This is a genomic window from Micromonospora sp. NPDC049204 (assembly GCF_040647935.1).
GTDB lineage: Bacteria > Actinomycetota > Actinomycetes > Mycobacteriales > Micromonosporaceae > Micromonospora.
Genome location: NZ_JBEZDC010000002.1, coordinates 606,598 through 630,464, shown reverse-complemented (window position 1 = coordinate 630,464; position 23,867 = coordinate 606,598). Strand labels below are relative to the sequence as shown.

Below are 23,867 nucleotides of genomic sequence, written 5' to 3'. Positions count from 1 at the left end.
CGTCCGGCTACCGGCGGTCGTCGGGCGAGCTACCGGCGGTTGTCGGCGGTCGGCCAGGCCAGCAGCAGGGACATCCCGAGCCCGGCGAGCAGCCCGCACAGCGAGACCAGCAGGTCGGAGTCGGCCGCGTTGATCGGGCTGTTGCCGGCCAGCGCGGTGAACGTCGGCCCGATCGGCAGCAGGATCAGCATGGGGATGGCCGTGACCAGCAGGAAGGCAAACGGTCCCACGAAGGCGGCGAGGGCGGCCAGAGCGTGGTGCCGCCAGATCGGCCGACCGCCCGGCCAGTCCCAGGCCAGCAGAGTGACCCCGGTGAGCAGCACGGCCCCGAGGGCCATCTCCGGCAGGAGTCGCGTCCCGGGCGCAACGGCACGGACCAGCCCGACGCCGAGCAGCGATGCCACGGCTAGGCCGGCCGCCAGCCCGACGCGGGACCGGGGCCGCGCCGGGGCCGCCGCCAGCGCGGCAGCGACGGACAGGACGACGAGCAGCGCCGCGGTGGCCAGGGCGCCCTGGTTCAGTTCCGGCTCCCGGTCCGTCGGTGACTCGATACCGGCCGCCACGATCGTCAAGACGCCGGCCACACACGCCGCACCGGTCAGGACCTTCCGATCGGCGGCTGGAGGCAGCCCGCGTTCCCAGCCCATCAGGGCCACCGCCAGCACGCCGAGTACCGCGCAACCGCCGACGGCAAGCAGCACCGTCGCCCGGACACCGATCGGATCGGTCCGGTCGATCGCGAGGTCGGCGGCGACCCAGCAACCGCCGAGCACCACTGCCGTTCGGCTCCAGGACCGAAGACCCCGGCCGGCCAGCACCAGCCCGACCGCCACCGCCATGATCGCCAGGAACCGAAGGTCGCGCGCCCAGTAGGTGTTGTTGCCCGGCAGGCGCTCCGACCACGGGCCGATCGGCTCGGTCAGCGGTTGCAGCACGGTCACGCCGAACGCCCAGAGCACGACGGCGACGGCGGAGAGCAGCAGCCCGACCGGCCGCGCGAATCGCATCCGTGGACCGTAGCCGTCCGGCCGCTCCCCCGGGGGGCGGGGCCGCGCTCATCCGGCGACCCCGACCGGTGACCGCGCGGGGCGGTAACGCAGCATCCGCCACGTCGGCAGCACGCTCGCCAGCGCCGCGAGCAGCAGGCACAACCCCACCACACCGACGATCACCGACCACGGCACCACCAGGTCGACAGGGGCACCGACCTGCTCGGCGAGGCCGGCGCGGATGCTGAGCAGACCGACGAACGCGACCACCCCGCCGAGCAGCGCGCCGATCAGCACCACCAGGGCGGACTCGGCCGTCACCAACCAGATCACCTGCCGCCGGGTCGCCCCGGCCATCCGGATCAGCCGCAGGTCGGCGGCCCGTCCGGCGGCGGCCAGCAGCAGCGTGTTCGCCACCGCGATGGCCCCGTAGCCGGCCGACACACCGATCAGCAGCAGGGTGAAGAGCCAGACGAGGCGGTCCTCCGCGGCGTCCGCCTCGGCCGCCCAGGTGGCGACGTCGACGACCCGCGCGCCGACCGGAGGCTCGATCCGGTCCCGGACGAACACCGTGGACGTCAGCGCCGACGGGTCGTGCGTACGCACCACCGCCCGGGGCACGAGCAGGTCGCCGGGGAGCGAGTCGTCGGTGACCACGGCGACGACCCGCAGCGACACCAGTTCCCCGTCCGCGAAGACCACCGCGTACGGCTCGGACGGCCGCAGGTTCGCCGCGGCGGTCACCACCACCGTGTCGTCGCCACGCAGGTCGTCGAGCGAGCCGGCGACGACGGTGAGCGCCCGGTTCGCGGCGGCGAAACCGGCCGGGTCCACCCCGAGCGCGGTCAGTGGCCGGTCCGCCAGCGGCGTCGCGGGATCGGTACGGAAGACCGTGGTCGGCAGGAGGGCGGTGCCGCCGGTCGCGGCGACGGCCTGGTCCGACAGACCGGGTGCCCGGTCGGGCAGCACGATCCAGCCGGCGTTCACGTTGTCGGCCCGACCCGCGGCGTAGGCGGCGGTGGTGGTCCGCACCATCCCGGACACCAGCACCGCGAAGGCGACGGTGAGCAGCACCGGGGCGGCCGTCGACGCGGTCCGCCGGGTCGCGGTCAACGCCCCGCCCCGGACCAGCATCCCGATCGCGCCACCGCGCCGCCGGACCGGAGACCGCAGCAGTCGCACCGCCGGCCCGACCACCGCCGGGGAGAGCACCGTGGCACCGGCCACCAGCGCCATCACCGCGTACAGGGCGTACTGCGCCCCGACGCGGGCCTCGTCGGCGGTCGCCGTCCCGACGCTGAGCGCGACCCCCGCCGCGACGAGCAGCGCGCCGGTGGCGACCCGCAGTCGCCCGATCGGTCGCTGCTCCACCGCCGCCTCCCGCAACGCCTCCAGCGGTCGGACCCGGGCGGCCCGGCGCGACGCCGACCAGACGGCCAGCAGCGCGATCACCGGCCCGGCGACGAGCGAGAGCGCGATCGGCCACGGGGTGTAGCGCACCCGGAAGGTCGATGGTTCGAAGCCGACCTCGACGAGCAGCCGGCCCAGGATCGGGGCGAGCACCGCACCCACCAACAGGCCGACGAGCCCCGCCGCGACGCCGACGACGAGCGCCTCGACGTACACCATGCGGCGGACCTGGCGTCCGGTGGCGCCGACGGCGCGGAGCAGGCCCAGCTCACGGCGGCGCTGCGCGATGGTGAACGCGAAGGTGGAGGCGACCACGAAGATCGTGACGAAGCCGGCGAGGGCCGCCGTGGCGGTGAGCACCTGCATGCCGATCCAGCGGGTGCGGGCGTCGTTGCGCGGCTCCAACGCGCCACGCGCGTCGCCGGTGAGCACCCGTCCGTCCGGGCCGACGACACCGCGTGCCGCCGCGGCGACCCGCTCGGGATCGGTCCCCGGCGCGAGCACCAGCCCGATGGCCCGGACGCCGGGCGCGAGCGCGGCGGCCACCTCGTCCGCGACCTGGACGCCGGGCGCGTCGACCAGACCGGTGACGGTGTACGGCTCCGGCCCCGCCGCGGTGAGCAGGGTGAGCGGCGCACCGGTACGCAGCCCGAGCGCGCGGTCGACGACCACTTCGCCGGGCCGGCGGGGCGGCTCGCCGGCCGTCAGGCGCAGTCCGCCCAGTTGGGCGCTGGACCAGCCGTGCCCCTGGTGGGCGTCCTCCCGTCCGGTGTCGGCGCCCGAGGGTCGGCCGTCGACGAGCGGCTGGGCGTAGAAGGTCCGATCCGGCACCGCCGCCACGACTCCGGGCAGGGCGGCCAACCGGTCGACGAGTCCCGCAGTCGCGGTGGCCGACCAGGGCCGGGTCGGCAGGAACGACTCGGCCGACGCGCCCGCCTCGGGGCTGTGCACCACGACCGCGGCCCGCGCGAGCCGGTCCGGCACCTGTGGACGGCCGGAGGCGAGCAGCAGGGTGGCCGCCGCGACAAGCGTGACCCCGATGGCGACGGCCACGAACGCGCTTGCCGACCGCCGGATGCTCAGCACGACCGCTCCGCAGGCGTCGTCGCGAACGTCTCCCGCTCGGCGATCCGGGCGGCGACGACCGCGGCGGTGATCCCGCCGTTCAACTCGTCGACGACGCGGCCGTCGGCGAGCAGCAGGACCCGGTCGGCGTACGCGGCGGCGGCCGGATCGTGGGTCACCATCACCACGGTCTGCCCGTGGTCGTCGACGAGTGCGCGTAGCAGCCGGAGCACCTGACGGGACGCGGCACTGTCCAGTGCGCCGGTCGGCTCGTCGGCGAAGACCACCGCCGGCCGGGTGATCACCGCGCGGGCCACGGCGACGCGTTGCTGTTCGCCGCCGGACAACTCACTCGGCCGGTGCCCGGCCCGGTCGGCCAGGCCCACGGCGTCGAGCGCCGCGGTCACGTCCCGCGCCGGTGGGCGGCGACCGGCCAGGCGCAGCGGCAACTCGACGTTCTGCGCGGCGGTCAGCGTGGACACCAGGTTGAACGCCTGGAACACGAAGCCGATCCGGTCGCGCCGCAACCGGGTCAGCTCGTCCTCGCCGAGGTCGTTCAGGCGCGTGCCGTCAATCGTGACGACCCCCTCGGTCGGGCTGTCCAGTCCCGCCGCGCAGTGCAGCAGAGTGGACTTTCCCGAGCCCGATGGGCCCATCACCGCCGTGAACGTGCCGCTCGCGAAGCTGGTGCTCACGCCGTCGAGCGCCGTCACCCGCCGGGTTGCGGTGCCGTACACCGCCCGTAGCCCCGTCAGGGTCACCGTGTGTGTGGTCATGGCCAACACGGTGCCGGTTGCCCGGGGTGTCGCGCGTCGTGCCCCAGCGGGCACTTCGTTGCCCTCCCCCGGGTGGAGGTGGCGGCCCGGAAACACCGGCCGGTCGTCCTCGGTGATGACCACCCACGGGTGGACGCGGCCGACCCGGTCGGCCGATACCGTCTGGCAGGTGACCGCTCTTCTGCTGACCCGGCGGCTGCGGCCGGTGGACCTGTACCTGGTGGACGCCGTGCTCGCCCTGTCCGTCGGTGGTCTGCTCTGCCCGTACGCGGCGTTGGCGTCGCCGTTGCACGGTGGCGTGCGCGAGCCGCTCTGGGTGTCCGTGCTCGTCGGGCTCGCCCTCGGACTACCGTTGGCCGCCCGACGCCGGTGGCCGATGACCGTCGCCGTGGTGATCAGCGCCGGCACCACCGTGTCGCTTGTCACCGGGGTGATCCCGAACTTCGCCGCCGCCGCACCGGCGTTCGCCATCGGCCTGTCCTTCTACACGGTGGCCGTGTCGACGGCCACGCGTCGGTCGGTGCTCTGCGCGGCCGGTTGTCTCGCCCTGGTCAGCGTCGGCCTGGTGTTGACCGCGGGTGACCTGTGGTCACGGACCGGGGGCGTCGCCTACGCGGCCGTCATGATCACGCCCGCCTGGTTGATCGGCTGGTTGCTTCGCGAGCGGCGCGCCCTCGCCGCCCGGCAGAGTGACCAGCGGGTTCATCAGGCCGCAACGGAGGAACGACTGCGGGTGGCGCGCGAGCTGCACGACGTTGTCGCGCACACGCTGAGCCTCATCGTGGTGAAGGCGGCCGTCGCCAACCACGTTGCCGAGGCCGACCCCCGGGAGGCGGGGGCCGCCCTGCGGGTGATCGAGGAGACCGGCCGCAACGCGCTGACCGACGTCCGCCGGGTGCTCGGTCTCCTGCGTGAGGACACCCCGTACGCGCCGACGTTCGGCCTGGACGAGCTGCCCGCGCTCGCCCGGCAGGCGGCGATCGGCGGCGTCGACGTCCGGCTCGACGTCCGACGCGACGAACCGGACGGTACGGTGCCCGAGTCGGTGGGCCTCGCGGTGTACCGGATCGTGCAGGAGGCGGTGACGAATGTGGTGAAGCACGCGGCACCTGCCGCCTGTCGGGCACTGGTGACCGTCACCCCCGACGAGGTACGGGTGGAGGTGACCGACGACGGCCGCCGGCCGGTCCTGCTCGGCGGCGAGGGTCACGGATTGATCGGCATGCGGGAGCGGGTGGCGTTGCACGGTGGGGAGTTCCGGGCCGGTCCACGCTCCGAGGGCGGTTTCGCGGTGACGGCCAGCCTGCCCTACCGGGTGGCCGCGTGATCCGGGTGCTGATCGCCGACGACCAGGCGCTGCTGCGCGGCAGTTTCCGGCTGCTCGTCGACCTCGCCGGGGACTGCACGACGGTGGGCGAGGCGGGCACCGGCGTGGAGGCGGTCGCGCTGACCGGCCAGCATCGTCCGGACGTGGTGCTGATGGATGTCCGGATGCCGGAGATGGACGGCATCGAGGCGACGCGGCGGATCTGCGCCGACCCGGCGACGGCCGGCACCCGGGTCATCATCCTGACCACGTTCGACCTGGACGAGTACGTCTACGGCGCGCTGCGCGCCGGCGCCAGCGGGTTCCTGCTGAAGGACACCCCACCGGCGGATCTGCTGGCCGGGATCCGGGTGGTCGCCGCCGGTGAGGGGCTGCTCGCGCCGACGGTGACCCGCCGGCTGATCGACGAGTTCGCCCGGCGGGCGGAGCCGACCCGGCCGTTGCCGCGCCAGCTGGACGGGGTGACCGAGCGGGAACGGGAGGTGCTCACGTTGATCGCCCGTGGTCTGTCCAACGCGGAGTTGGCCACGCGGCTCAACCTCAGCCCGGCCACGGTCAAGACGCACGTCGGGCGGTTGTTGACCAAGCTGGGGGTGCGCGACCGGGCGCAACTGGTCATCGTGGCCTACGAAACGGGTCTGGTGGGGCCGAGCGGCCTACGCTGAGCCAGTCGACCCGCACCCGAGGAGGAGAGCCATGACCCGGTACGTCGCCCTGTTGCGCGGGGTCAACGTCGGCACCACCCGGTTGGCGATGGCCGACCTGCGCCGGATCGTCACCGACCTCGGCCACGAGGACGTCAAGACGTACCTGCAGAGCGGCAATGTGGCCTTCGGCAGCGCCGTACGTGACGCGGGGAAGCTGGCCGCCGGAATCGAGCGGGCGCTCACCGACGAGCTGGCGTTGACCGTGCCGGTGCTGGTACGCAGCGGCCGGGAGTTGGCAGCGGTGGTCGCCGGCAACCCGTACGCCGATCGGGAGGACGACCCGACCCGGCTGCTGGTGGCCTTCCTCGCGACCGCCCCGGCGACGTCCACGGTGGACGCTCTGGTCGTGCCCGGTGGGGAGAACGTGTCGTTCACGGTGGCCGGCCGCGAGGTCTTCCTGCACTTCGTCGACGGCGGTTACGGGCGGTCGAAGTTCACCAACGCGTACCTGGAGAAGAAGCTCGGCGTGGTGGCCACCACCCGGAACTGGAAGTCGGTGCGCGCCCTGGCGGAGCTGGCCGCCGGCTGACCGGGCGGGCGCGGGCGCCCGCCCGGACCCGGTCAGAAGTGGTACGCGGTCTCGTACTCGGGCACCAGCACCCGGCTGCGCGGCGAGATCCGGCGCACCGCCGCGATCATGTCGGTCAACCGGGCGCGGTCGGTGTCGGCGACCGTCGGCGGGTTCTCCAACGGCGTCTCGAAGTTGTCGTAGTGCACCGGCACGATGACCTTCGGGTAGTCGAGGCCGGCCAGCAGCCGGGGCAGGTAGTCGCCGGTGGTGGTGGCGCTCTGCATGGCCACCATCGCCACGTCGGGCGACAGGCCGGTGAGGTTGCGCTCGGCGACGTCGCTGGCCCCGGTGAAGTAGACCGACGGGCCGCCGTCGACCCGCAGCAGGTAGCCGAGCGTGTCGCCCTCCGGCAGGTCCGCGATGGTCGCCGGCTGCGGCGGCTGGGTCACCCGCACCCCGGGAAAGGCCACCGAGTACGACGGGTTGCGGCTGTGCAGCGAGCCGACCACCTCGACGCTGTGGTCCCCGAAGTCCAGCACCTCCCCACCCTTCACGGCGCTGAGCTGCGTCGCCGGCAACCCGTAGGCCAACCCCAGGTGGTACGCGGTGAGCGTGCCGAACACCCGTGCGCCGGTGCGCTTGGCGATGTGGGGCACGTCCATGAAGTGGTCCCAGTGCGTGTGCGTGACAAGCACCGTCATGGCCCTGTCGACGCGCGGATCGATCACGTCGGCGCGCACGGTCAACGGGGTGGCCGTCTGGAACGCGCCGGTGAACAGCCCGGTGTCGATCCGGCTGAGGAACGGGTCGACGAGGACCGTGCGGTCGGCGATGTCGACGCGCCAGCCGGCCGTACCCCACCAGCGGAAGCTGACCGCGCCCTTGCGGCGGGCAGCCGGGGTGGGTACGGCGACCGGGGTGGCGGCCTGCGCCGGGGTGGCGGAGCCGGCGGCTAGGCCCCCGGCGGAGACGAGTGCGGTGGTGGCGGCGGCGTCGCGCAGGAAGCGACGGCGGTCGAGACTGGGCATGCGAATCTGCTCCCCGTGGTCGGGCTGTTTGTCGACCACGAGCCAACCAGCGCCACCGGGTCCCGGTCCAAGATCGAAGGCGGTCGGCTCCCATACGCCTCCGCATATCGGGCCAGCTCAGGGGCGGACCACCGAAGCTGCGGCGGGTGCGAAATCAGTCGCCGCGCAGCGCCTCGACGGCCGCACGGGCGGCCTCCCCCATCGCCAGGTCCACGTCGATGCGGCGCGAGGCCAACCGGTCCGCGCGGGCGAAGACGGCAATCGCGTACCGGCCGCCGTCGGGGTATTCGGCGACGCCGGCCTCCAGGTGCAGGCCGGGCAGGGTGCCGGTCTTGCCGGAGACCCGGACGCCGGGCGGAAACCCGGCAGCCAGCCGGGTCCAGAAGATCTGCCGGGCCATCCAGGCGCGGACCATCGCGCACGCCGCCGCCGGGCCGGCCTCGTCGCGCCAGATCAACGTGAGCAACCGGGTGATCTCCCGGGCCGTGCTGGAGGTGGTGTGGGCGGGGTCGAAGACCCGCATGGCCCGGACCCGGTCCGCCGGCAACGTGGGGAAGATCCGGGCGAACTCCGCCTCGGTCCGCGCGCCCACGTCGGTGAGCATCGTCTCGACCAGGTCCCGGGGACCGCCGAGGACACGGGTGCGGGTCAACCCCAGCTCGGCGGCGAGCATCGGCAGCAGATCCGGGCCGACCCGGCGCAGCAGCAGGTCGGCGGCCGTGTTGTCGGTGACCGACATGGCGAAGTACGCGAGGTCGCGCAGCGACACCTCGGCGTCGTCGGCGCAACCGGCCAGGCCCCACCCGCCGAGCCGGTCGGCGGCGGTGACCAGGACCCGTTCGGTGGGGTCCAGTTGACCGGCCTCGACCTGCCGGGCGAACTCCAGGACCAGCAGGATCTTGAAGATCGAGGCGATCACCACCTGCTCGTCGGCCCGCACCCCGACCTCCGGACCGCCACCGACGGCAACGCCGCCACGGCCGACACCGTCGACGTCGACGGTCAGGTCCGCGGCGTCCAGGTCGACGGCGTGCAGGCTGGCCGTCACCCCCACGGCGGCGAAGATGGCCTCGATGCGCTCGCTGACGTCCACGCCAGCACGGTATCCAGCGGCAGCGGGCCGGCGCTGGCGTAGGGTCCGGCCGTGGATCTGCTCCGGCACCTGCGGCACTTCGTGGTGGTGGCCCACGAGTTGCACTTCGGGCGGGCCGCCGAGCTGCTCGGGATGGCCCAGCCGCCGCTCAGCCAGTCGATCCAGCGCCTGGAACGGGAGCTGACCGTCGAGTTGTTCGACAGGTCCCGCCGCCAGGTACGCCTCACGACGGCCGGTGAGCTGCTCCTCGGCGAGGCGGAGGAGTTGCTCGCGGGTGCGGGTCGGCTGCGCAGCCTGATGGGGCAGGTCCGCGCGGGTGAGCTGGGCGTACTCCGGGCCGGGGTGCCGCCGGAGACGCCCGCGGTGACGCTGCGCTCGCTGCTGGACGGGCTCACCACCCGGGCGCCCGGCCTGGACGTGGAGCTGCACGAGCTGACCACCGCCGAGCAGGCTCGGATGCTCACCGAGCGGACTCTGGACGTGGGCCTGGTGCACCACCCGGTGACGGCGGACGGGCTGCGTTTCGGCACTCCGGTGGACGTACCCCTCGGGGTGTTGCTGCCACGCGCGTCGCCGCTGGCCCGCGACCGCGCGGTGGCGCTGGCGTCGCTGGCCGATCTGGATCTGGTGACCGCGCCCCGGGCGACCGCGCCCGGGTGGCACGACCACCTGTTGACGGTGTGCCGGCAGCACGGTTGGCGACCAGCCCGGGTCCGGCCGGCCCGCAACCCGGAGTTCCTCTTCGGGCTGGTGCTCGCCGGCGGCGCGGTGGCCGTGGAACCGGCGACGGTGGCGCGTCGGGAACCCCGGATCGCCTGGCGGCCGATCACCGGCGCGTCGCTGGTCCGGCGCACCTCGGCGGCGTGGCCGGACCGGTCGGCGCACCCGGCGGCGCCGATGTTCGGGCAGCTCGCCGCCGAGGTGCTGGCCGACGCCGAGCCCGTCGCGCCCGCGCCGGCGTCGGTGCCGGCGGCCCGGCCCTGGCCGGTGATCTTCGACACGACCGGGTGAACAGATCGTGCGTTGCACTCGTCACGCCGGATTGGCCGGTGAATCATCTTTCGCTCGGGTATGGATGACAGGCAACGAAGACGACGCGAAGGAGCCGCAATGGCCAACACCATTCCCGACATCAGCCTGAACGACGGCACCACCATTCCGCAGCTCGGCTTCGGCGTGTTCCAGATCGAGCCGAAGGACACCGTCGCGGCGGTGACGACGGCCCTGGAGACGGGCTACCGGCACATCGACACCGCCGAGATGTACGGCAACGAGGCCGAGGTCGGCGAGGCGGTCCGCGTGTCCGGCCTCGACCGGGGTTCGGTCTACGTGACGAGCAAGCTGAACAACGCCTTCCACCGCCCTGACGACGCCCGTCGGGCGTTCGACTCGACGCTCGCGGCGCTGAAGATGGACTACATCGACCTGTTCCTGATCCACTGGCCGCTGCCGACCCTGTACGACGGTGACTACGTCTCGACCTGGAAGGTGCTGGAGGAGTTCCAGCGCGACGGCCGCGCCCGTTCGATCGGCGTGTCGAACTTCCAGGTGGCGCACCTGGAGCGACTGGCCGCCGAGGCCAGTGTGGTGCCGGCCGTGAACCAGATCGAGGCGCACCCGTACTTCACCAATGACGAGGTCCGCGCCTACGGCCGCGAGCACAACATCCTCACCGAGGCGTGGTCGCCGATCGCGCAGGGCAAGGTGCTCGACGACCCGACGGTGGTCGACATCGCCGGGCAGCTCGGCCGCACTCCGGCGCAGGTGGTGCTCCGCTGGCACGTGCAGCGCGGCGACATCATCTTCCCGAAGTCGACCACCCCGAAGCGGATCGAGGAGAACACCCGGATCTTCGACTTCGAGCTGGACGACGCGACGATGGAGCGGATCACCAACCTGGACAAGGGCGAGGCCGGGCGGACCGGCCCGAACCCGGACACCTTCGCCTACCTGCCCAACTGACGCTCGAATGATGGTGATGCCGCTCAGTCATCAAGATGACCGAGCGGCATCACGCTCGCCCGTGGGGTTTCAGGAGCCGACGCGCTCGGCGATCCGGCGGAACACCGCGTGGGTCGGCGATCCGGGCTCGGCAACATAGACGATCATCCGCTGGTCGGTCTCCGGCACCAGCAGGACACGGCACTCGAACTCCAACGGCCCCAGGTCGGGGTGCGGCACCCGCTTGACGACCGGGCGGCGTTCCGCGACGTCGTGCTCGGCCCAGAGCCGGGCGAATCGGGGCGAGGTGCCGAGCAGCTCGGTGACCAGCTCGCGGATCGCCGGATCGGCCGGGTAGCGCCCGTAGGCGGCCCGCAGGTCAGCCACCGTGCTGCGCACGAAGCGGAGCACCTCGGCATCGGCCCAGTGCGCGCCGGTCGCCGGCTGCCGGAACGTCCACCGGATCATGTTGCGGTCCGCGTCGGGCACGGCCGCGAGATCCCCCACGAAGTACGTGGCAAGCCGGTTCCAGACCAGCACGTGGTACGCGGCGTCGACGAGGTACGCCGGGGTTTCGGTCATCGCGTCGAGCAGGTGCCGCATCCCGGGCGGAACCTCCCGGCTCGGCCCGCCGACCGGTGGCGGATTTTCCCCGGCGATCCGGAACAGGTACTCCCGTTCGTCCCGGCTCAGCAGCAGCGCCCGGGCCATCGCGGCGAGCACCTGCCGGGACGGGTGCGGCCCCCGGCCCTGCTCCAGCCGGATGTAGTAGTCGATCGACATCCCGGCGAGCTGGGCCACCTCCTGTCGGCGCAGGCCGGGGGTGCGTCTCCGTACCCCGTCGGGAAGGCCGACCTCGGCGGGGCGCAGCCGGGCGCGGCGGGTGCGCAGGAACGCCGCCAGTTCGTCCCGCCGCAGACCGCCGCTCGTCATGCCTCCAGCATGCCCCGGGCCGGGCTCGCGAGGGTGGTACCGCCGGTCCCAGGCTCGGCCCGTCTCTCCCCCGGGGCCGCCGGCGCAGACAGGCTCGACGGCATGACGAACATGATCGCCCTGATCACCGGGGCCAACAAGGGGATCGGCTTCGCCACCGCCCGGCAGCTCGGCGCCCTCGGGATGACCGTGCTGGTCGGTGCCCGCGACGCCGAGCGCGGCCGGACAGCGGAACGGAAGCTGCGCGACGGCGGCGCGGACGCGCGGTTCGTGCCGCTGGACGTCACCGACGCCGAGTCGGTGGCGGCAGCCGCGAAGCTGGTGGAGACGGAGTACGGCCGGTTGGACGTGCTCGTCAACAACGCCGGCATCATCCTCGTCGACGGAGAGCGAGGGCTGCCCACCGAGACGACGGTGGCGACGCTGCGCGGGGTGTACGAGACGAACGTGTTCGGGGTGGCGACGGTGACCAATGCGCTGCTGCCACTGCTGCGCCGGGCACCCGCGGCCCGCATCGTCAACGTCTCCAGCGATGTCGGCTCGATCGCGGCGATGACCGACCCGGCGAGCGCGCTGTTCGCGTTGACCTCCCTGCCGTACCCGTCGTCGAAGGCGGCGCTGAACATGCTCACCGCCATGTACGCCAAGGAGCTGCGGGACACCCCGATCAAGGTGAACGCGGCCAACCCGGGCTACTGCGCCACCGACCTGAACGGCAACAACGGCTTCCGCAGTGCCGAACAGGGCGCCGAGGTGAGCGTGCACCTGGCGACGCTGCCGGCCGACGGCCCGAGCGGGCTGTTCTGGGGCTTCCAGATGGACACCGGCGGTGGCTACGGCGTACTGCCCTGGTGACCGAGCGCTTGACCTGGAGCGCACTCCAGCCGTCAGGGTGATCCGCAGGCGCCCACCGGCAGGGCGCACGGAAGGAGATCCCCATGCGGTACCGCACGATCGGCACCGACCCGGCGACCCGGCGCGAGGTCAGCGTGCTCAGCCTCGGGGCCATGCTGTTCGGCAGCGCGACCGACGAGGCCACCTCGTACGCGATCCTCGACCGGTACGTCGAGGCCGGCGGCACGTTCATCGACACGTCGGACAACTACGCGTTCTGGGTGGACGGCGGGCAGGGCGGGCAGAGTGAGGCGCTGCTCGGCCGGTGGCGGCGCAGCCGGGGCGTCGGCGCCGAGATCGTCATCGCCACCAAGCTGGGTGCCCGACCGCTGGCCCCGGGGACCAGCTATCTGGACAACGCCGAGGGCCTGTCGGCGAAGGTGATCCGCGAGTCGGCGGAGCGCAGCCGGGAACGGCTCGGGGTGGAGCGGCTGGACCTGCTCTACGCGCACATCGAGGACCGGACCGTGCCGCTCCAGGAAACTGTGGAGGGCTTCGCCGAGCTGGTCGCCGAGGGCACGGTGGGTCTGCTGGGCGCCAGCAACCACCGGGCCTGGCGGGTGGAGCGGGCCCGCGCGTTGGCCGCCGCCGCCGGCCTGCCCGGGTACGAGGTGCTCCAGTACCACCGCAGCTACCTGCCGACCCGCACCGACCTGATCAGCGAACTGGACCCGGACGGCGAGCCGGGCGGCGTCGGCGGTGACCTGCTCAGCTACCTGCGTGCCGAGCCCGAGCTGACCCTGGTGGCATACTCGCCGCTGCTCAAGGGGGCGTTCACCCGGGCCGACAAGCCGCTCGGCTCGGCGTACGACCTGCCGAGCGCGCCCCGGCGACTGGCCGCGCTGCGGGACGTGGCCGGGCAGAGCGGCGCGACCGTCAACCAGGTGGTGCTCGCCTGGTTGCTGGGCGGCGACCTGCCGTTCATCCCGCTGGTGGGCGCCTCCTCGGTGGCCCAACTGGAGGAGAGCCTGGCGGCTGTCGACCTGGAGCTGACCGCCGAGCAACGGCACCGCCTCGACACCACCTGGTGACCTGCCACCGGCCGCCCCGCCGACCTCAACTCCCGGTCGGTGGGGCGGTCAGGTCGAGCTGCCAGTCATTGGCACGCATCAGGTGCCCCGGCGGGTATTCGAAGCCGGTCTCACCGAGCAGCGTGAACCCGGCCTTGCGGCAGACCGCGTTCGAGGCCGCGTTGTCGACCGACGGGTAGGCGTGGGCGTGGCGGTGGGTCCGCCGGGCGCGGGCCACGTCGACCACCGCGCGCACCGCGGCGGTGGCCAGCCCCTGCCCCCGGTACGCGGGCAGCACCGCCCAGCCCATCTCGTAGACCTGCTGCTCCCGCCACTGCCGGGACCAGTAGGCGACGCTGCCCACCCGCGCGCCGTCTGGCAGGACCATGACGAACATGCAACCCTGGCCGTCGTCGGCGAAGTGCACGTATCGCTCGTGCCGGGCGAGCACCTGCTCGTCGGTCTCCGGGCCGCCGGTGTGCCTGCGCGTCTCCGGGGTGTTGAGCTGCCGCAGCAGGTCGAGGTCCTCCTCGCGCCACGGGTCGATGCGTACCTGAGCCATCCCATTCCCCTGTCCGTCGACCCCAGTCAAGCCGATCCGCGCCGACATTCCACCCCGAAACGCCGCCCGCTAGATCTGATCTAGCGGGCGGCCGACCTCCGTCTCGCGCCTTACGGGTGGCAGGCCAACCCGTACACCTCGAAAGGTACGAATCATGAGTAGACGCACCACCGGCCTGGCCATCGAGGCCGAGGGACTGACCCGCTCGTTCGGGGACACCAAGGCCCTGGCCGGCATGGACCTTCAGGTGCCCGCCGGCACCGTCTACGGCCTGCTCGGTCCGAACGGGGCGGGCAAGACCACAGCAGTCCGGGTGCTCGCGACGTTGCTGCGCCCGGACGGGGGCTCGGCCCGGGTGTTCGGGCACGACGTGGTCACCGAGGCCGACAAGGTCCGGTCCCGGGTCAGCCTCACCGGCCAGTACGCCTCCGTCGACGAGGACCTGACCGGTACGGAGAACCTGGTGCTCCTCGCCCGCCTGCTCGGCCTGCGCAAGCCGGCCGCCCGGGAGCGCGCGGCGGCACTGCTCGCCGCGTTCGGTCTGACCGAGGCGAGTGACCGCCAGGTGAAGAAGTACTCGGGTGGGATGCGGCGGCGCATCGACATCGCCGCCAGCATCCTCAACACCCCCGATCTGCTGTTCCTCGACGAGCCGACGACGGGCCTCGACCCGCGCAGTCGCAACCAGGTGTGGGAGATCGTCCGGGCGGTGGTGTCGCACGGCACGACGGTGCTGCTGACCACCCAGTACCTCGACGAGGCCGACCAGCTCGCCGGGCGGATCGCGGTCGTCGACCACGGCCGGGTGATCGCCGAGGGCACACCGGGTGAGCTGAAGTCGTCGGTCGGCTCCGGCACCGTCCACCTGCGACTGCGCGATCCCGGCCAGCGGCCCGAGGCGGAGAGGGTGCTCCGGGAGGCGCTCGGCGTGCCGGTGCAGCTCGCCGCCGACCCGGTGGCGTTGACCGCCCGCGTCGGTGAGGCCGGCACCGACCTCGACGCCAGCGCCCAGGCCTCGCGAGCGCTCGGCGAGCTGGCCCGTGCCGGCATCGTCGTGGACAACTTCTCCCTCGGCCAGCCGAGCCTGGACGAGGTCTTCCTGGCCCTGACCGATCACCCCGCCGTGCCGGCCGACGAGCCCGACAACGAGCTGGAGGCAGCCCGATGAGCGACACCACGACCACCACGACCGAACGGGCGCCGACGGTCTACGTCCCCTCCGCCGAGGCGCTGGCGACGGTGCTCGCGCCCGGTGCCCGACCGCCTCGACCGAGCGCGCTCGGCGCGTCGCTCACCTTCGGCTGGCGGGCCATGCTGAAGATCAAGCACGTGCCGGAGCAGCTCTTCGACGTGACCGCGTTCCCGATCATCATGGTGCTGATGTTCACGTACCTGTTCGGCGGCGCCCTCGCCGGCAGCCCGCGCGAGTACCTGCAGTTCTTCCTGCCCGGCATCATGGTGACAAGCGTCGTGATGATCACCATGTACACCGGGATCGGCCTCAACACCGACATCGAGAAGGGCATCTTCGACAGGTTCCGGACGCTGCCCGTCTGGCGTCCCGCCGCCCTGGTCGGCATGATCTTCGGCGACGTGCTGCGCTACATCCTCGCCGCCCTGGTGATCCTGGGCCTGGGGCTGGTGCTCGGCTTCCGGCCCGCCGGCGGGGTGGTCGGCGCGGCCGTCGGGATCGGGCTGCTGGTGGTCTTCTCGTTCGCGTTCTCCTGGGTGTGGACGTTCTTCGGGCTGATCCTGCGCAGCGAGAAGTCGGTGATGGGGGTCAGCATGATGGTGCTGTTCCCGCTGACGTTCCTGAGCAACGTCTTCGTCGATCCGAGCACCATGCCCGGCTGGCTCCAGGCGTTCGTGAAGGTCAACCCGGTGACGCAGCTGGTGGCCGCGATCCGCGGGGCGATGAGCGGCGATTCGGACCCGTCGGCCACCATGTGGCTGCTGGCCTGGAGCGCCGGCTTCCTGGTCGTCTTCGGCACCCTGACCATGTACCGGTACAACCGCCGCTGATCCCTGTCCCCACCCCACCCTTGCCGTGTCCCAGCGGTGGGGTGGGATGGGGTCATCTCAGAGCCGCCAGGGCAGTGGCTCGGGGGGCAGGTAGCGGCACGCGTTGCCGGTGGAGACGGATTCGCGCAGGTGACAGGCGAGCGCCGGGTGGCGGTCGTCGAGCTTGCGCAGCGTGTCCCGGATCCGCGCGGTCACCGTCTTGCGAGCCCGCTCGGCCTCGTCGCCCAGCCGGCGGCTCCGGCCGGCCAGCCCCGCTGCCACCCGCAGCTCGTCGAGCAACGCACCCCGTTCACTGTCCAGCGCGGCCACCTTGCGGTCGTCGTCGCGTGCGGCGGCGCGGTCGATCTCCTCGTCGAGACGTGCCAGGTGTTGCCGGTAACGGGCCTTCGCCTCGTCGTCGAGGACGGGATCGGCACCCATCCGGCGGGCGGCGATCAGCTCCGGGCCGGCGGCCGGGTCGAGCAGCTCCACCGCCGGCACGTCGGTGCCCGGCCGGCTCAGCAGCAGGTGCAGGTCGCGCAGGCCCTTGGCGTCGGGCAGGTGCACCACCGACCCGGCGTACCCGAGTTGCCAGACCGGACCGTCGCGCCGAAACTCGTACCCCCCGCCGGCTGGCTCGTCCGCCGCGGCCTGACCGGACGCGGAAGCCTGGCCTGGCCCGGCATTGGCCGGCCCGCCGCTCTGACCCGGCGCGGCAAGCGGGCCCGGCCCGGTGAGCTGGCCTGGCCCGGCGGCCACGGTCGGGCCGACAGCCGGTGCCGCCGCGACGACCTGGCGTGCGGTCGCGATGGTGGGTGCGGCCGGATCGGTGGGGCTCGTGCCGAGCCGGTGGAGCACCTGCGTCATGCCGAGAGCGGTTGCCTCCCGGGCGGTGGTGGCCCGTAGTGCGGCAAGTGTCGCGGCGTCGGCCGGGTGTCCCCGCGCGGCGAGGGCGTTCACGAGGCCGGCGCGGGCGATGAGCGACCAGGGGCGGGAGCCCAACCGGTCGGCGGAGTCACACGCGGCCGTGAAGCCGGCGATGGCGTCGTCCCAGCGCTGTTGGGCGGCGTCGACGAGCGCCAGCCAGTGGTCGACGGGGCCGCTGATGTCGCAGCCGAACAGCCCCACGGTCCACTCGCCGCGGTGCGGGGCGAGCGCGGCCCGCGCGGCCTCGCAGCGCCGCGGGTCGCCGGACGCCGCGGCGGCCTGCGCCTGCAACCGCAGCCAGAGCGGCGACACGGGGCGCGGGTACCGGATGGTGGTGGCCTCGATGCCGGCGGTCAGCCGGACCGTCGTCTCGTCGTCGCCACGCTCCGCCGCGGTGATCGCCCGCAGCAACTCGCGGTAGGGGTAGTCGAGCGGGGCCAAGCCGTCCAGCAGGGTGTCGGCCTCGGCGTGCCGGCCCTGCAACAACAGCCGGGACCAGCGCAGGTGATGGCCCATGAAGCCGAACTCGGCGTGGCTCAGGTCGGTGATGTCGGCGAAGCTCTTGTCGGCCTCGGCGAAGTCTCCTCGGAAAGCCGCGATGATCGCGCTGTCGACGGTTGCCGCCATGTCGTGCCGAGCGAGGTCGCCCCGCCGGTCGGCGCTGATGAAGGTGGTGAACTCGTCGTTGAAGCGGGGGTCGCCCAACTCCAGCAGCGCCACCCAGCGCAGCGCGGTGGCCCACAGCTCGGTCTCGCGGTCTCCCGTCCGGCGGGCCACGTCGCGGATCTCGGCGGTCAGCACGGCACGGGCCGCCGCGGTGCCCAGCCCCCAGGTGGAGTCGTGGCGGGCCCAGAGGCTGAAGGTGAGGGCCTCGTCGTCGCGCCCTCGACGGGCGATCGACTCGGTGGCGGTGATCAGGTCGGCGATCAGCGCGCCGACCGGCGCGTCCGGATCCGGTTCGCCGATCAGCCGCCGGTACGCCTCGCGGACCAACTCCGCCGCCTCGACGGAGTCGGCGGTCACCACCTGGCGGGCGCGGTTGACGATGAGCGCGACCCGGGCCAGCAGGGCCGGGTCGTCGAGGGTGCGGGCCAGTGTCCCGGCCTCGGAGAGCAGGCGCTCGGCCTCTTCCCGGTCGGCGTGGTGATATTGCGCCTCACCGAACTCGACGAGGATCCGCACCCGTTGGCTACGGTCCTCGACGATCTCCAGCGCTCGGCGGTAGTGCACCGCTGCCTCGTCGGTGGCGAGCCGGGCGAACGCGTCCCGGCCGGCGGCGACCAGCAGCGTGGCCACCCGGGCGCGGTCGAGCGCCGGGCCGGCGAGGTAGGCGTGCCGGGCGAGGTCGGCCGGGATCAGCAGGTCGGTGAGCTCCCGCAGGTCGTCGACCGCCCGGACCACCGTGCCGTGGCGGGCCTGCCGATCGTCGTCGGTCAGACCGTCGTAGAGCGTCTCGCGGACCAGGTCGTGGGCGAAGGCGAACCGGCCGCCGCCCCGGGAGACCGCCAACCGGGCCGTCAGCGCGCGGTCGAGCAGCCTGTCGACCTGCGCCACGGGGGCGGTCACGCACGCCGCGAGGACCTGGCGGTGGAACTCGCGGCCCAGCACGGCGGCGACGGTGAGCGCCTCGACCACGGCCGGGGGCAGTTGGGCCAGGCGACGCCGCACCGCCTCCCGTACGCCGGGCGCGATCGTGTCCGCCGCCTCGTCGGCATGCCACAGTCGAGCCGTCTGCTCGATGAAGAAAGGGTTGCCGCCGGTCCGCCGGTGCACCTCGTCGACGAGGCCGGCGGCCGGTTTCCGCCCGGCGGTGCGGGTCATCAACGCGGCCACCTCGTCCCGGGAGAGGCCGGTGAGGGTGATGGTGGTGGCCTTCGCGACGAGCGGCATCAGCAGCGGGCGGAGCGGGTGCTCACCCGACTCGACCTCGGCGTCGCGGTAGGTGCCGATCAGCAGCAGGCGCTCGAACCAGGTGTGCTGGGCGGCGAAGCTCAGCAGCCGCAGGGAGGCCGGGTCGGCCCAGTGCAGGTCGTCGAGGATGACCACAACCGGCCGGTGCTGGGAGACCGCGACGAGTGCGGCGGTCACCCCGTCGTACAGGGCGAACGCCTCCTGGTCACCGACGTCCGGGACGCTGTCGACGCCGGCCCAACTGGTCAGGCGGTCGGCCGGCTCCTTGCTGGTGCCGGACTCACCGAGCAGGGCCGCGAGGGCAGGCTCGGCGGCCTGCCGTGCCACCGCCCAGTCGTCGGCGGAGCGCCGCAGACCGCGCAGCACCTGCACCCACGGCCAGTAGCCGGGGGCACTGTCGGAATCCCAGCAGGCGGCACCGAGGACCAGCGCGCCGCGCTGCCGGGCCTCCCAGGCCACCGACGTGACGAGTGTCGTCTTGCCGATGCCCGGCTCGCCGGTGACCAGGGCGAGGCCGCCGTGGCTGGTGGCGGCCCGGTCCAACTCGGCGCGCAGCAGACCCGCGGGGTGATCCCGCCCGATGATGGCGTCGCCGCGCCGCACGTCCATGGTTCCCAGACGGTACTGGACCCCTCCGACGATGGACGTCGAGATCTGACAACGGCCGGCCGCCGGCCGATGACAGTGGGGAGCCGCGGCCCGGTGGAGCTGATGTCATGAGCGAATCAGGCCGCATGCTTCCGCAAACTTCCCTATGCGGCTAGGTTAGGGAACAATGAAGGAAGAAATATTTTCGGTGGAGCAGGTCGCCGACCGACTCGGGCTGCACGTACGAACGGTGCGCGGCTACATCCGCTCGGGCCGGCTGCACGCGGTGCGGATCGGCAAGCAGTATCGGATCGCCGCCAGCGATCTCGACGCCCTCACCGGGCAGGCACCGGCCGTCGTGACCGGGCCGGCGGAGGTGTCGAGCATCGTGCAGATCGACGGTGTCGACCGGGCCGCCGCCGACCGGCTCGGCACGCTCGTGCTCACCAGCGCCAACACCGCCCACGACCAGGCCAACCCGCTGCGGGTGCAGACGATGCACGACGAGCGACGCCACCGCATGAAGATCATCATTTTGGGCGCCCCGGCCGACACCGCCGAACTGCTGCACCTGCTCGACGCCGTCCTCAACGCCGACAACGGCCTACTCGACCGGGAGGTCCACGATGCCTGACGAGATCCAGGAACGCGCCGGAGTGCAGGTGATGGTGTGCGACCCGGCCGGCCCGACCGTCACCACCGAGCAGGACGCGCTGGACCTGATCGGCGCGGCTTTCCTCGGCGCCCAGGTGGTCGCCGTGCCGGCCGACCGACTCGACGAACGCTTTTTCTCGTTGGGCACCCGCTTCGCGGGCGACGTGATGCAGAAGTTCGTCAACTACCGGTTGCGGTTGGCCATCGTCGGTGACATCTCGGCGCAGCTCGCGGAAAGTGCCGCGCTGCGCGCCCTGGTGCACGAGTCGAACCAGGGCGGGCACATCTGGTTCGTCCCCGACCTCGACGCGCTCGACACCCGTCTGCGCACGGCGCGATAGTCACCTCACCCCGTCGCCGACGACCGTCATCTCGACCTCGTCCGCCTCGATCGCCCGTACCTGGGCCTGCTCGGCCGCCCACCGCAGGTAGGTCAGCCACTCCTCGGACGACCAGCCGTTGCGCCGACCGACGCCCGCCTCGGCGGGGAGGAGGCTGGCCACGACACGGTCGAGGATCAGGGGCTGCACGCCGCCCTCCCCGCGCCGGTAGCCGACGAAGTAGAGGACCTTCGTGAACAGGCCCGGCCCCAGCCAGGGCAGGCGAGCGTGGTCGGGGCTGCCGAAGCGGCGGTACGCCGTGCGCAACGCGGCCTCGTCGGGTGCCGGCACGGACATCTCTTCCAGCGCGTACGACAGGCGTTTACCGTCCGGGTCGGCGTCGAGCGACCTGGTGGCGCGCCACGGGCCGTACCCGATGGGTCCGTAAGCCCAGACCAGCACGGCGGTCAGCAGTTGGCGTGGGCTCGCGGTGCCGGACCGGTACGCCTCGGCCACCGCGAAGACATCCCGCCGCCAGATCTCGCCGGTCGCCGGCAGCACGTCGGGCCACGCGTCCGGCGGCAGCCCGGCCCGCCAGCGGCTGATGTCCACAGTGACTGGTGCCCGCTCACCCGGTAACACCAACACGTCGGCCATGGCGGCCTCCCTCAGATCGCGCGCTCGCGGAAGTTCGTGGTTCGGACGCTATGGACGGGCGCTCCCATCCGCCGCCCGCCGACGGAAAGTCGCGGTATCGATTGCCGGGGCGCCTGCCTTCTGACCCGCGACAGCGCTCATCGGCGGGGACGGTGGGTGTCGCACGGTTGATCTACGGTGTTCGCGTGCTTCCCCGAAACGAGAAGATTCTCGACCAGGTCCGCGCCGAGGCGCTGCGCCGCGACATCCCCGCCGCCGAGGTGGAGCGCTGGCTGGGGCTGGCCCGCCCGTCCGCGCTCCTGAAACAGCAGGGTGACGGGCCGGTCGTGGGCGCCATCCGTGGGCCGGTGCTGCTTCCCGCCGACGCCAAGGACCCCACGTTCCCCCTGATCGCCACCATCGACTGTGCCGCCCTTCCGGCAGACGTGACCGACCTTCCGCTACCGGCCGACGGCCACCTGCTGCTGTTCGGTTGGCCCGAGGAGGACGGCTACGGCCAGGTGATGTACGTGCCGGCGGGCGTGCCCGTCGAGGAGCGAGAGCAGTATCCGCCGGGCTTCTCTCCGGAAGACGAGGAGTGCGCCGAGGTCTACGCGGAGATCCCGGAGGGCGACCTGCACCTCACGGTCGACATCTCCCTGCCCTACGTCAAGACGATTCCCGGGCCGCCGTGGTCTCCGCCGTTGCCGGGCGATCCTCCGTTCGAGGAGCTGACCAAGGTGTGGCAGGACGTCCTGGGCGACGTGCCCGACGGCGCCTTCTCCTACGAGGGCCATACGACGCCGCTGCTGCTGGGTGGCTACGGCACTGACTGCAACGGTTTCAACCCCGCCTGGTTGGGCGCCCACCGCTCGGGCAACTCCGGCGAGGACGGGCCACCCGACCATGGTGACTGGGTTCTGCTGGCCGAGTTTCACGGCGGCAGACAGGGCGGCGCGACCATCTACTGGGTGATACGGCGTGCCGACCTGAAGGAGCGACGCTTCGACCAGGCCAGCGTCCTCGTCTACTGGAATCCGTGAGGCCGGTCGCTCCAGCGAGCGTCGACCGGGCCGATCGCCGCCAGCTCAGGACTAGCCGCACGGTGACCGGGTACGCGCGATCCATGGGTAGCCACAAGCAGAACAAACACGACAACGGTGGCGAGTCGGCGCGAGGTCGGCGGCATCCGGGCAGCGGCGCTCCGGGCCGCCAGGGTTCGACGGTGGAGCACTCGCCTGACCAACGTCACCGCCGTACCGCGACCGGCTCCGCTGGCACCGAGCGCGACCTGGGTCGAGCCAAGGTCTCGGGCGATGGGCGGATCCAACGCCAGGGCGGCGCGTGAGCTGACCGGGTGTTGCCGCCCCGTGTTCGCGGGGCGGCAACACCGGATGGTTGGTTACGCCGTGGCGCAGATGGCGTACGACGTCTCGGACCAGTTGCCGGCGAAGGCGTCCTCCTCGTACGCACCCGAGTCGACTGTCGTCGGCGCGGTGGCGACGCCGCCGTTGGGCCGGAAGTCGTCCACGATGCCCTCACCGGTGACACCGTTCAGCTCGTAGCCGGCGCCGGTCATCACCTTGCCGGCCGGGCAGCCCGCGACGACACTGCGGAAGTCGAGTGAGTTGTTGGCGCCCACGGCCGACGCGCGGACCAGACCGGGCAGCGGGTTGGCGCAGATCGCGTACGCGGTAACCGACCAGTTCAGTGCGGTGGCGTCAGCTTCGTACGCGCCGGCGGTGACGGACGTCGGCGCGGTGGCGACGCCGCCGTTGGGGCGGAAGTCGTCGACGACGCCCTCACCGGTGACACCGTTCAGCTCGTATCCCGTACCGGTGAGCACCTTGGTGCCCGGGCAGGCGGCCGTGGCGGAGTGGAAGTCGGCCGAGTCGCTGACGCTGACCGCGGAGACCCGCACCAGGCCGGGCAGCGGGTTGGCGCAGATCGCGTACGCCGTCACCGACCAGTTGCCGGCGAACGCCTCCGTCTCGTAGGCGCCCACGGTGACGGACGTCGGCGCGGTGGCGACGCCGCCGTTGGGGCGCAGGTCGTCGACGACGCCCTCACCGGTGACACCGTTCAGCTCGTATCCGGTGCCGGTGAGCACCTTGGTGCCCGGGCAGGTGGCCGTGGCGGAGTGGAAGTCGGCCGAGCTGCTGACGCTTGTCGCGGCGATCCGGACCAGGCCGGGGACCGCGGCGGCCGCGGGGCTCGCCGGAACGAGCACCGCCCCGGCCGCGGCGAGACCGAGCACGAGTACGAACGCTCGGGCTTGTGTGGTGGTACGCATGGTGTTTCTCCCGTCTGAGGCCGGACGGCGGCGTGACGACGCCGACGCCAAGCCGTTCGTGATGACGGATTCACGGTAGGTAACCATCTGGCCAGGCGTTATCTGCAAACCGACTACGTCGCGTAACGGACCACGCCCAGATATCCGCAGCCATGGATGTCACCGATCGCTATGTGACTAAAGCGTAAGGTGACCATTTATTACTTTTAGGTAGGTGCGGGGGGAAGCTGCGAATAAATACCGCGTTCGCCCGAAAGTTGCGGTAGCTTGACTTCCGCGTCTACCGCGCAT

General features: G+C 72.6%; 22 protein-coding genes. 12 read left to right on the top strand and 10 right to left on the bottom strand.

Translation table 11 applies throughout. The features are described from left to right. Positions 1–29: 29 nt before the first annotated feature. From AB0A90_RS05930 to AB0A90_RS05920, 3 genes are read right to left on the bottom strand one after another with little or no spacing between them, the layout of a single operon-like run. Positions 30–1,007 (bottom strand): hypothetical protein, encoded by a 978-nt coding sequence (locus tag AB0A90_RS05930; RefSeq protein ID WP_357242275.1) that lies wholly within the window; start codon positions 1,005–1,007, stop codon positions 30–32. A gap of 48 nt (positions 1,008–1,055) precedes the next feature. Then, a complete protein-coding gene (locus AB0A90_RS05925; protein ID WP_357242272.1) occupies positions 1,056–3,485 on the bottom strand; it encodes an ABC transporter permease in 2,430 nt (809 codons plus the stop codon). After that, positions 3,479–4,240, bottom strand: coding sequence for an ABC transporter ATP-binding protein (locus tag AB0A90_RS05920; protein ID WP_357242269.1), 762 nt, complete (start codon positions 4,238–4,240; stop codon positions 3,479–3,481). The genes AB0A90_RS05925 and AB0A90_RS05920 overlap by 7 nt, the downstream gene beginning before the upstream one ends. Positions 4,241–4,409: 169 nt before the next feature. Here AB0A90_RS05920 and AB0A90_RS05915 point away from each other — a divergent pair, with 169 nt between their 5' ends. Genes AB0A90_RS05915 through AB0A90_RS05905 form a run of 3 tightly spaced genes read left to right on the top strand, consistent with a single transcriptional unit; the run spans position 4,410 to position 6,803 of the window. Next, positions 4,410–5,567: a sensor histidine kinase gene (locus AB0A90_RS05915; protein ID WP_357242266.1), complete on the top strand. Its 1,158-nt coding sequence runs from the start codon at positions 4,410–4,412 to the stop codon at positions 5,565–5,567. Continuing rightward, the gene (locus AB0A90_RS05910; protein WP_357242263.1) at positions 5,564–6,232 is read left to right on the top strand and encodes a response regulator transcription factor; all 669 of its coding nucleotides are present in this window, start codon (positions 5,564–5,566) and stop codon (positions 6,230–6,232) included. The genes AB0A90_RS05915 and AB0A90_RS05910 overlap by 4 nt, the downstream gene beginning before the upstream one ends. Before the next feature lie 31 nt (positions 6,233–6,263). Beyond that, positions 6,264–6,803 carry a DUF1697 domain-containing protein gene (locus AB0A90_RS05905; protein WP_357242260.1) on the top strand — a complete coding sequence of 180 codons (540 nt, stop codon included), beginning with the start codon at positions 6,264–6,266 and terminating at the stop codon, positions 6,801–6,803. Between the two features lie 32 nt (positions 6,804–6,835). Here the strand turns inward: AB0A90_RS05905 and AB0A90_RS05900 are convergent, their stop codons facing one another. Together AB0A90_RS05900 and AB0A90_RS05895 are read right to left on the bottom strand one after the other, a co-directional pair. Further along, complete coding sequence (locus tag AB0A90_RS05900) at positions 6,836–7,813, bottom strand: MBL fold metallo-hydrolase (RefSeq protein WP_357242257.1); 978 nt, start codon at positions 7,811–7,813, stop codon at positions 6,836–6,838. 154 nt (positions 7,814–7,967) lie between these two features. Beyond that, entirely contained in the window at positions 7,968–8,906 is a 939-nt protein-coding gene (locus tag AB0A90_RS05895; RefSeq protein ID WP_357242254.1) for a serine hydrolase, read from the bottom strand. Positions 8,907–8,957: 51 nt separating this feature from the next. Here AB0A90_RS05895 and AB0A90_RS05890 point away from each other — a divergent pair, with 51 nt between their 5' ends. Together AB0A90_RS05890 and AB0A90_RS05885 are read left to right on the top strand one after the other, a co-directional pair. Beyond that, positions 8,958–9,917: a LysR family transcriptional regulator gene (locus tag AB0A90_RS05890; RefSeq protein ID WP_357242251.1), complete on the top strand. Its 960-nt coding sequence runs from the start codon at positions 8,958–8,960 to the stop codon at positions 9,915–9,917. Between the two features lie 99 nt (positions 9,918–10,016). Further along, complete coding sequence (locus AB0A90_RS05885; protein ID WP_357242248.1) at positions 10,017–10,868, top strand: aldo/keto reductase; 852 nt, start codon at positions 10,017–10,019, stop codon at positions 10,866–10,868. Between the two features lie 69 nt (positions 10,869–10,937). Here AB0A90_RS05885 and AB0A90_RS05880 read toward each other — a convergent pair whose 3' ends face one another. Beyond that, the gene (locus AB0A90_RS05880) at positions 10,938–11,780 is read right to left on the bottom strand and encodes a helix-turn-helix transcriptional regulator (protein WP_357242245.1); all 843 of its coding nucleotides are present in this window, start codon (positions 11,778–11,780) and stop codon (positions 10,938–10,940) included. A 102-nt stretch (positions 11,781–11,882) separates the two neighbouring features. On the opposite strand from AB0A90_RS05880, the gene AB0A90_RS05875 reads away from it, so the two are divergent. Next, on the top strand, positions 11,883–12,635 hold the full coding sequence (locus tag AB0A90_RS05875) for an SDR family oxidoreductase (protein ID WP_357242242.1): 753 nt from the start codon (positions 11,883–11,885) through the stop codon (positions 12,633–12,635). 83 nt (positions 12,636–12,718) lie between these two features. After that, the gene (locus AB0A90_RS05870; RefSeq protein WP_357242239.1) at positions 12,719–13,705 is read left to right on the top strand and encodes an aldo/keto reductase; all 987 of its coding nucleotides are present in this window, start codon (positions 12,719–12,721) and stop codon (positions 13,703–13,705) included. Between the two features lie 25 nt (positions 13,706–13,730). Here AB0A90_RS05870 and AB0A90_RS05865 read toward each other — a convergent pair whose 3' ends face one another. Next, entirely contained in the window at positions 13,731–14,246 is a 516-nt protein-coding gene (locus AB0A90_RS05865) for a GNAT family N-acetyltransferase (RefSeq protein ID WP_357242236.1), read from the bottom strand. 154 nt (positions 14,247–14,400) lie between these two features. Here AB0A90_RS05865 and AB0A90_RS05860 point away from each other — a divergent pair, with 154 nt between their 5' ends. Further along, a complete protein-coding gene (locus tag AB0A90_RS05860) occupies positions 14,401–15,414 on the top strand; it encodes an ATP-binding cassette domain-containing protein (RefSeq protein ID WP_357242234.1) in 1,014 nt (337 codons plus the stop codon). Next, positions 15,411–16,268 (top strand): ABC transporter permease, encoded by an 858-nt coding sequence (locus AB0A90_RS05855; protein WP_357242231.1) that lies wholly within the window; start codon positions 15,411–15,413, stop codon positions 16,266–16,268. The genes AB0A90_RS05860 and AB0A90_RS05855 overlap by 4 nt, the downstream gene beginning before the upstream one ends. 57 nt (positions 16,269–16,325) lie before the next feature. On the opposite strand, the gene AB0A90_RS05850 is transcribed toward AB0A90_RS05855, so the two are convergent. Beyond that, positions 16,326–19,694, bottom strand: a complete 3,369-nt coding sequence (locus AB0A90_RS05850) for an AAA family ATPase (RefSeq protein WP_357242228.1) — start codon at positions 19,692–19,694, stop codon at positions 16,326–16,328. Positions 19,695–19,860: 166 nt separating this feature from the next. Between AB0A90_RS05850 and AB0A90_RS05845 the strand changes: the two genes are divergently transcribed. Together AB0A90_RS05845 and AB0A90_RS05840 are read left to right on the top strand one after the other, a co-directional pair. Next, positions 19,861–20,307 carry a helix-turn-helix domain-containing protein gene (locus AB0A90_RS05845; protein ID WP_357242225.1) on the top strand — a complete coding sequence of 149 codons (447 nt, stop codon included), beginning with the start codon at positions 19,861–19,863 and terminating at the stop codon, positions 20,305–20,307. Next, positions 20,300–20,668: a DUF4180 domain-containing protein gene (locus tag AB0A90_RS05840; protein ID WP_357242222.1), complete on the top strand. Its 369-nt coding sequence runs from the start codon at positions 20,300–20,302 to the stop codon at positions 20,666–20,668. The genes AB0A90_RS05845 and AB0A90_RS05840 overlap by 8 nt, the downstream gene beginning before the upstream one ends. On the opposite strand, the gene AB0A90_RS05835 is transcribed toward AB0A90_RS05840, so the two are convergent. Further along, a complete protein-coding gene (locus AB0A90_RS05835) occupies positions 20,669–21,304 on the bottom strand; it encodes a hypothetical protein (RefSeq protein WP_357242219.1) in 636 nt (211 codons plus the stop codon). Between the two features lie 185 nt (positions 21,305–21,489). Here AB0A90_RS05835 and AB0A90_RS05830 point away from each other — a divergent pair, with 185 nt between their 5' ends. After that, the gene (locus AB0A90_RS05830; RefSeq protein ID WP_357242216.1) at positions 21,490–22,326 is read left to right on the top strand and encodes a hypothetical protein; all 837 of its coding nucleotides are present in this window, start codon (positions 21,490–21,492) and stop codon (positions 22,324–22,326) included. 359 nt (positions 22,327–22,685) lie between these two features. On the opposite strand, the gene AB0A90_RS05825 is transcribed toward AB0A90_RS05830, so the two are convergent. Further along, complete coding sequence (locus AB0A90_RS05825) at positions 22,686–23,576, bottom strand: hypothetical protein (protein WP_357242214.1); 891 nt, start codon at positions 23,574–23,576, stop codon at positions 22,686–22,688. Positions 23,577–23,867 lie beyond the last annotated feature (291 nt).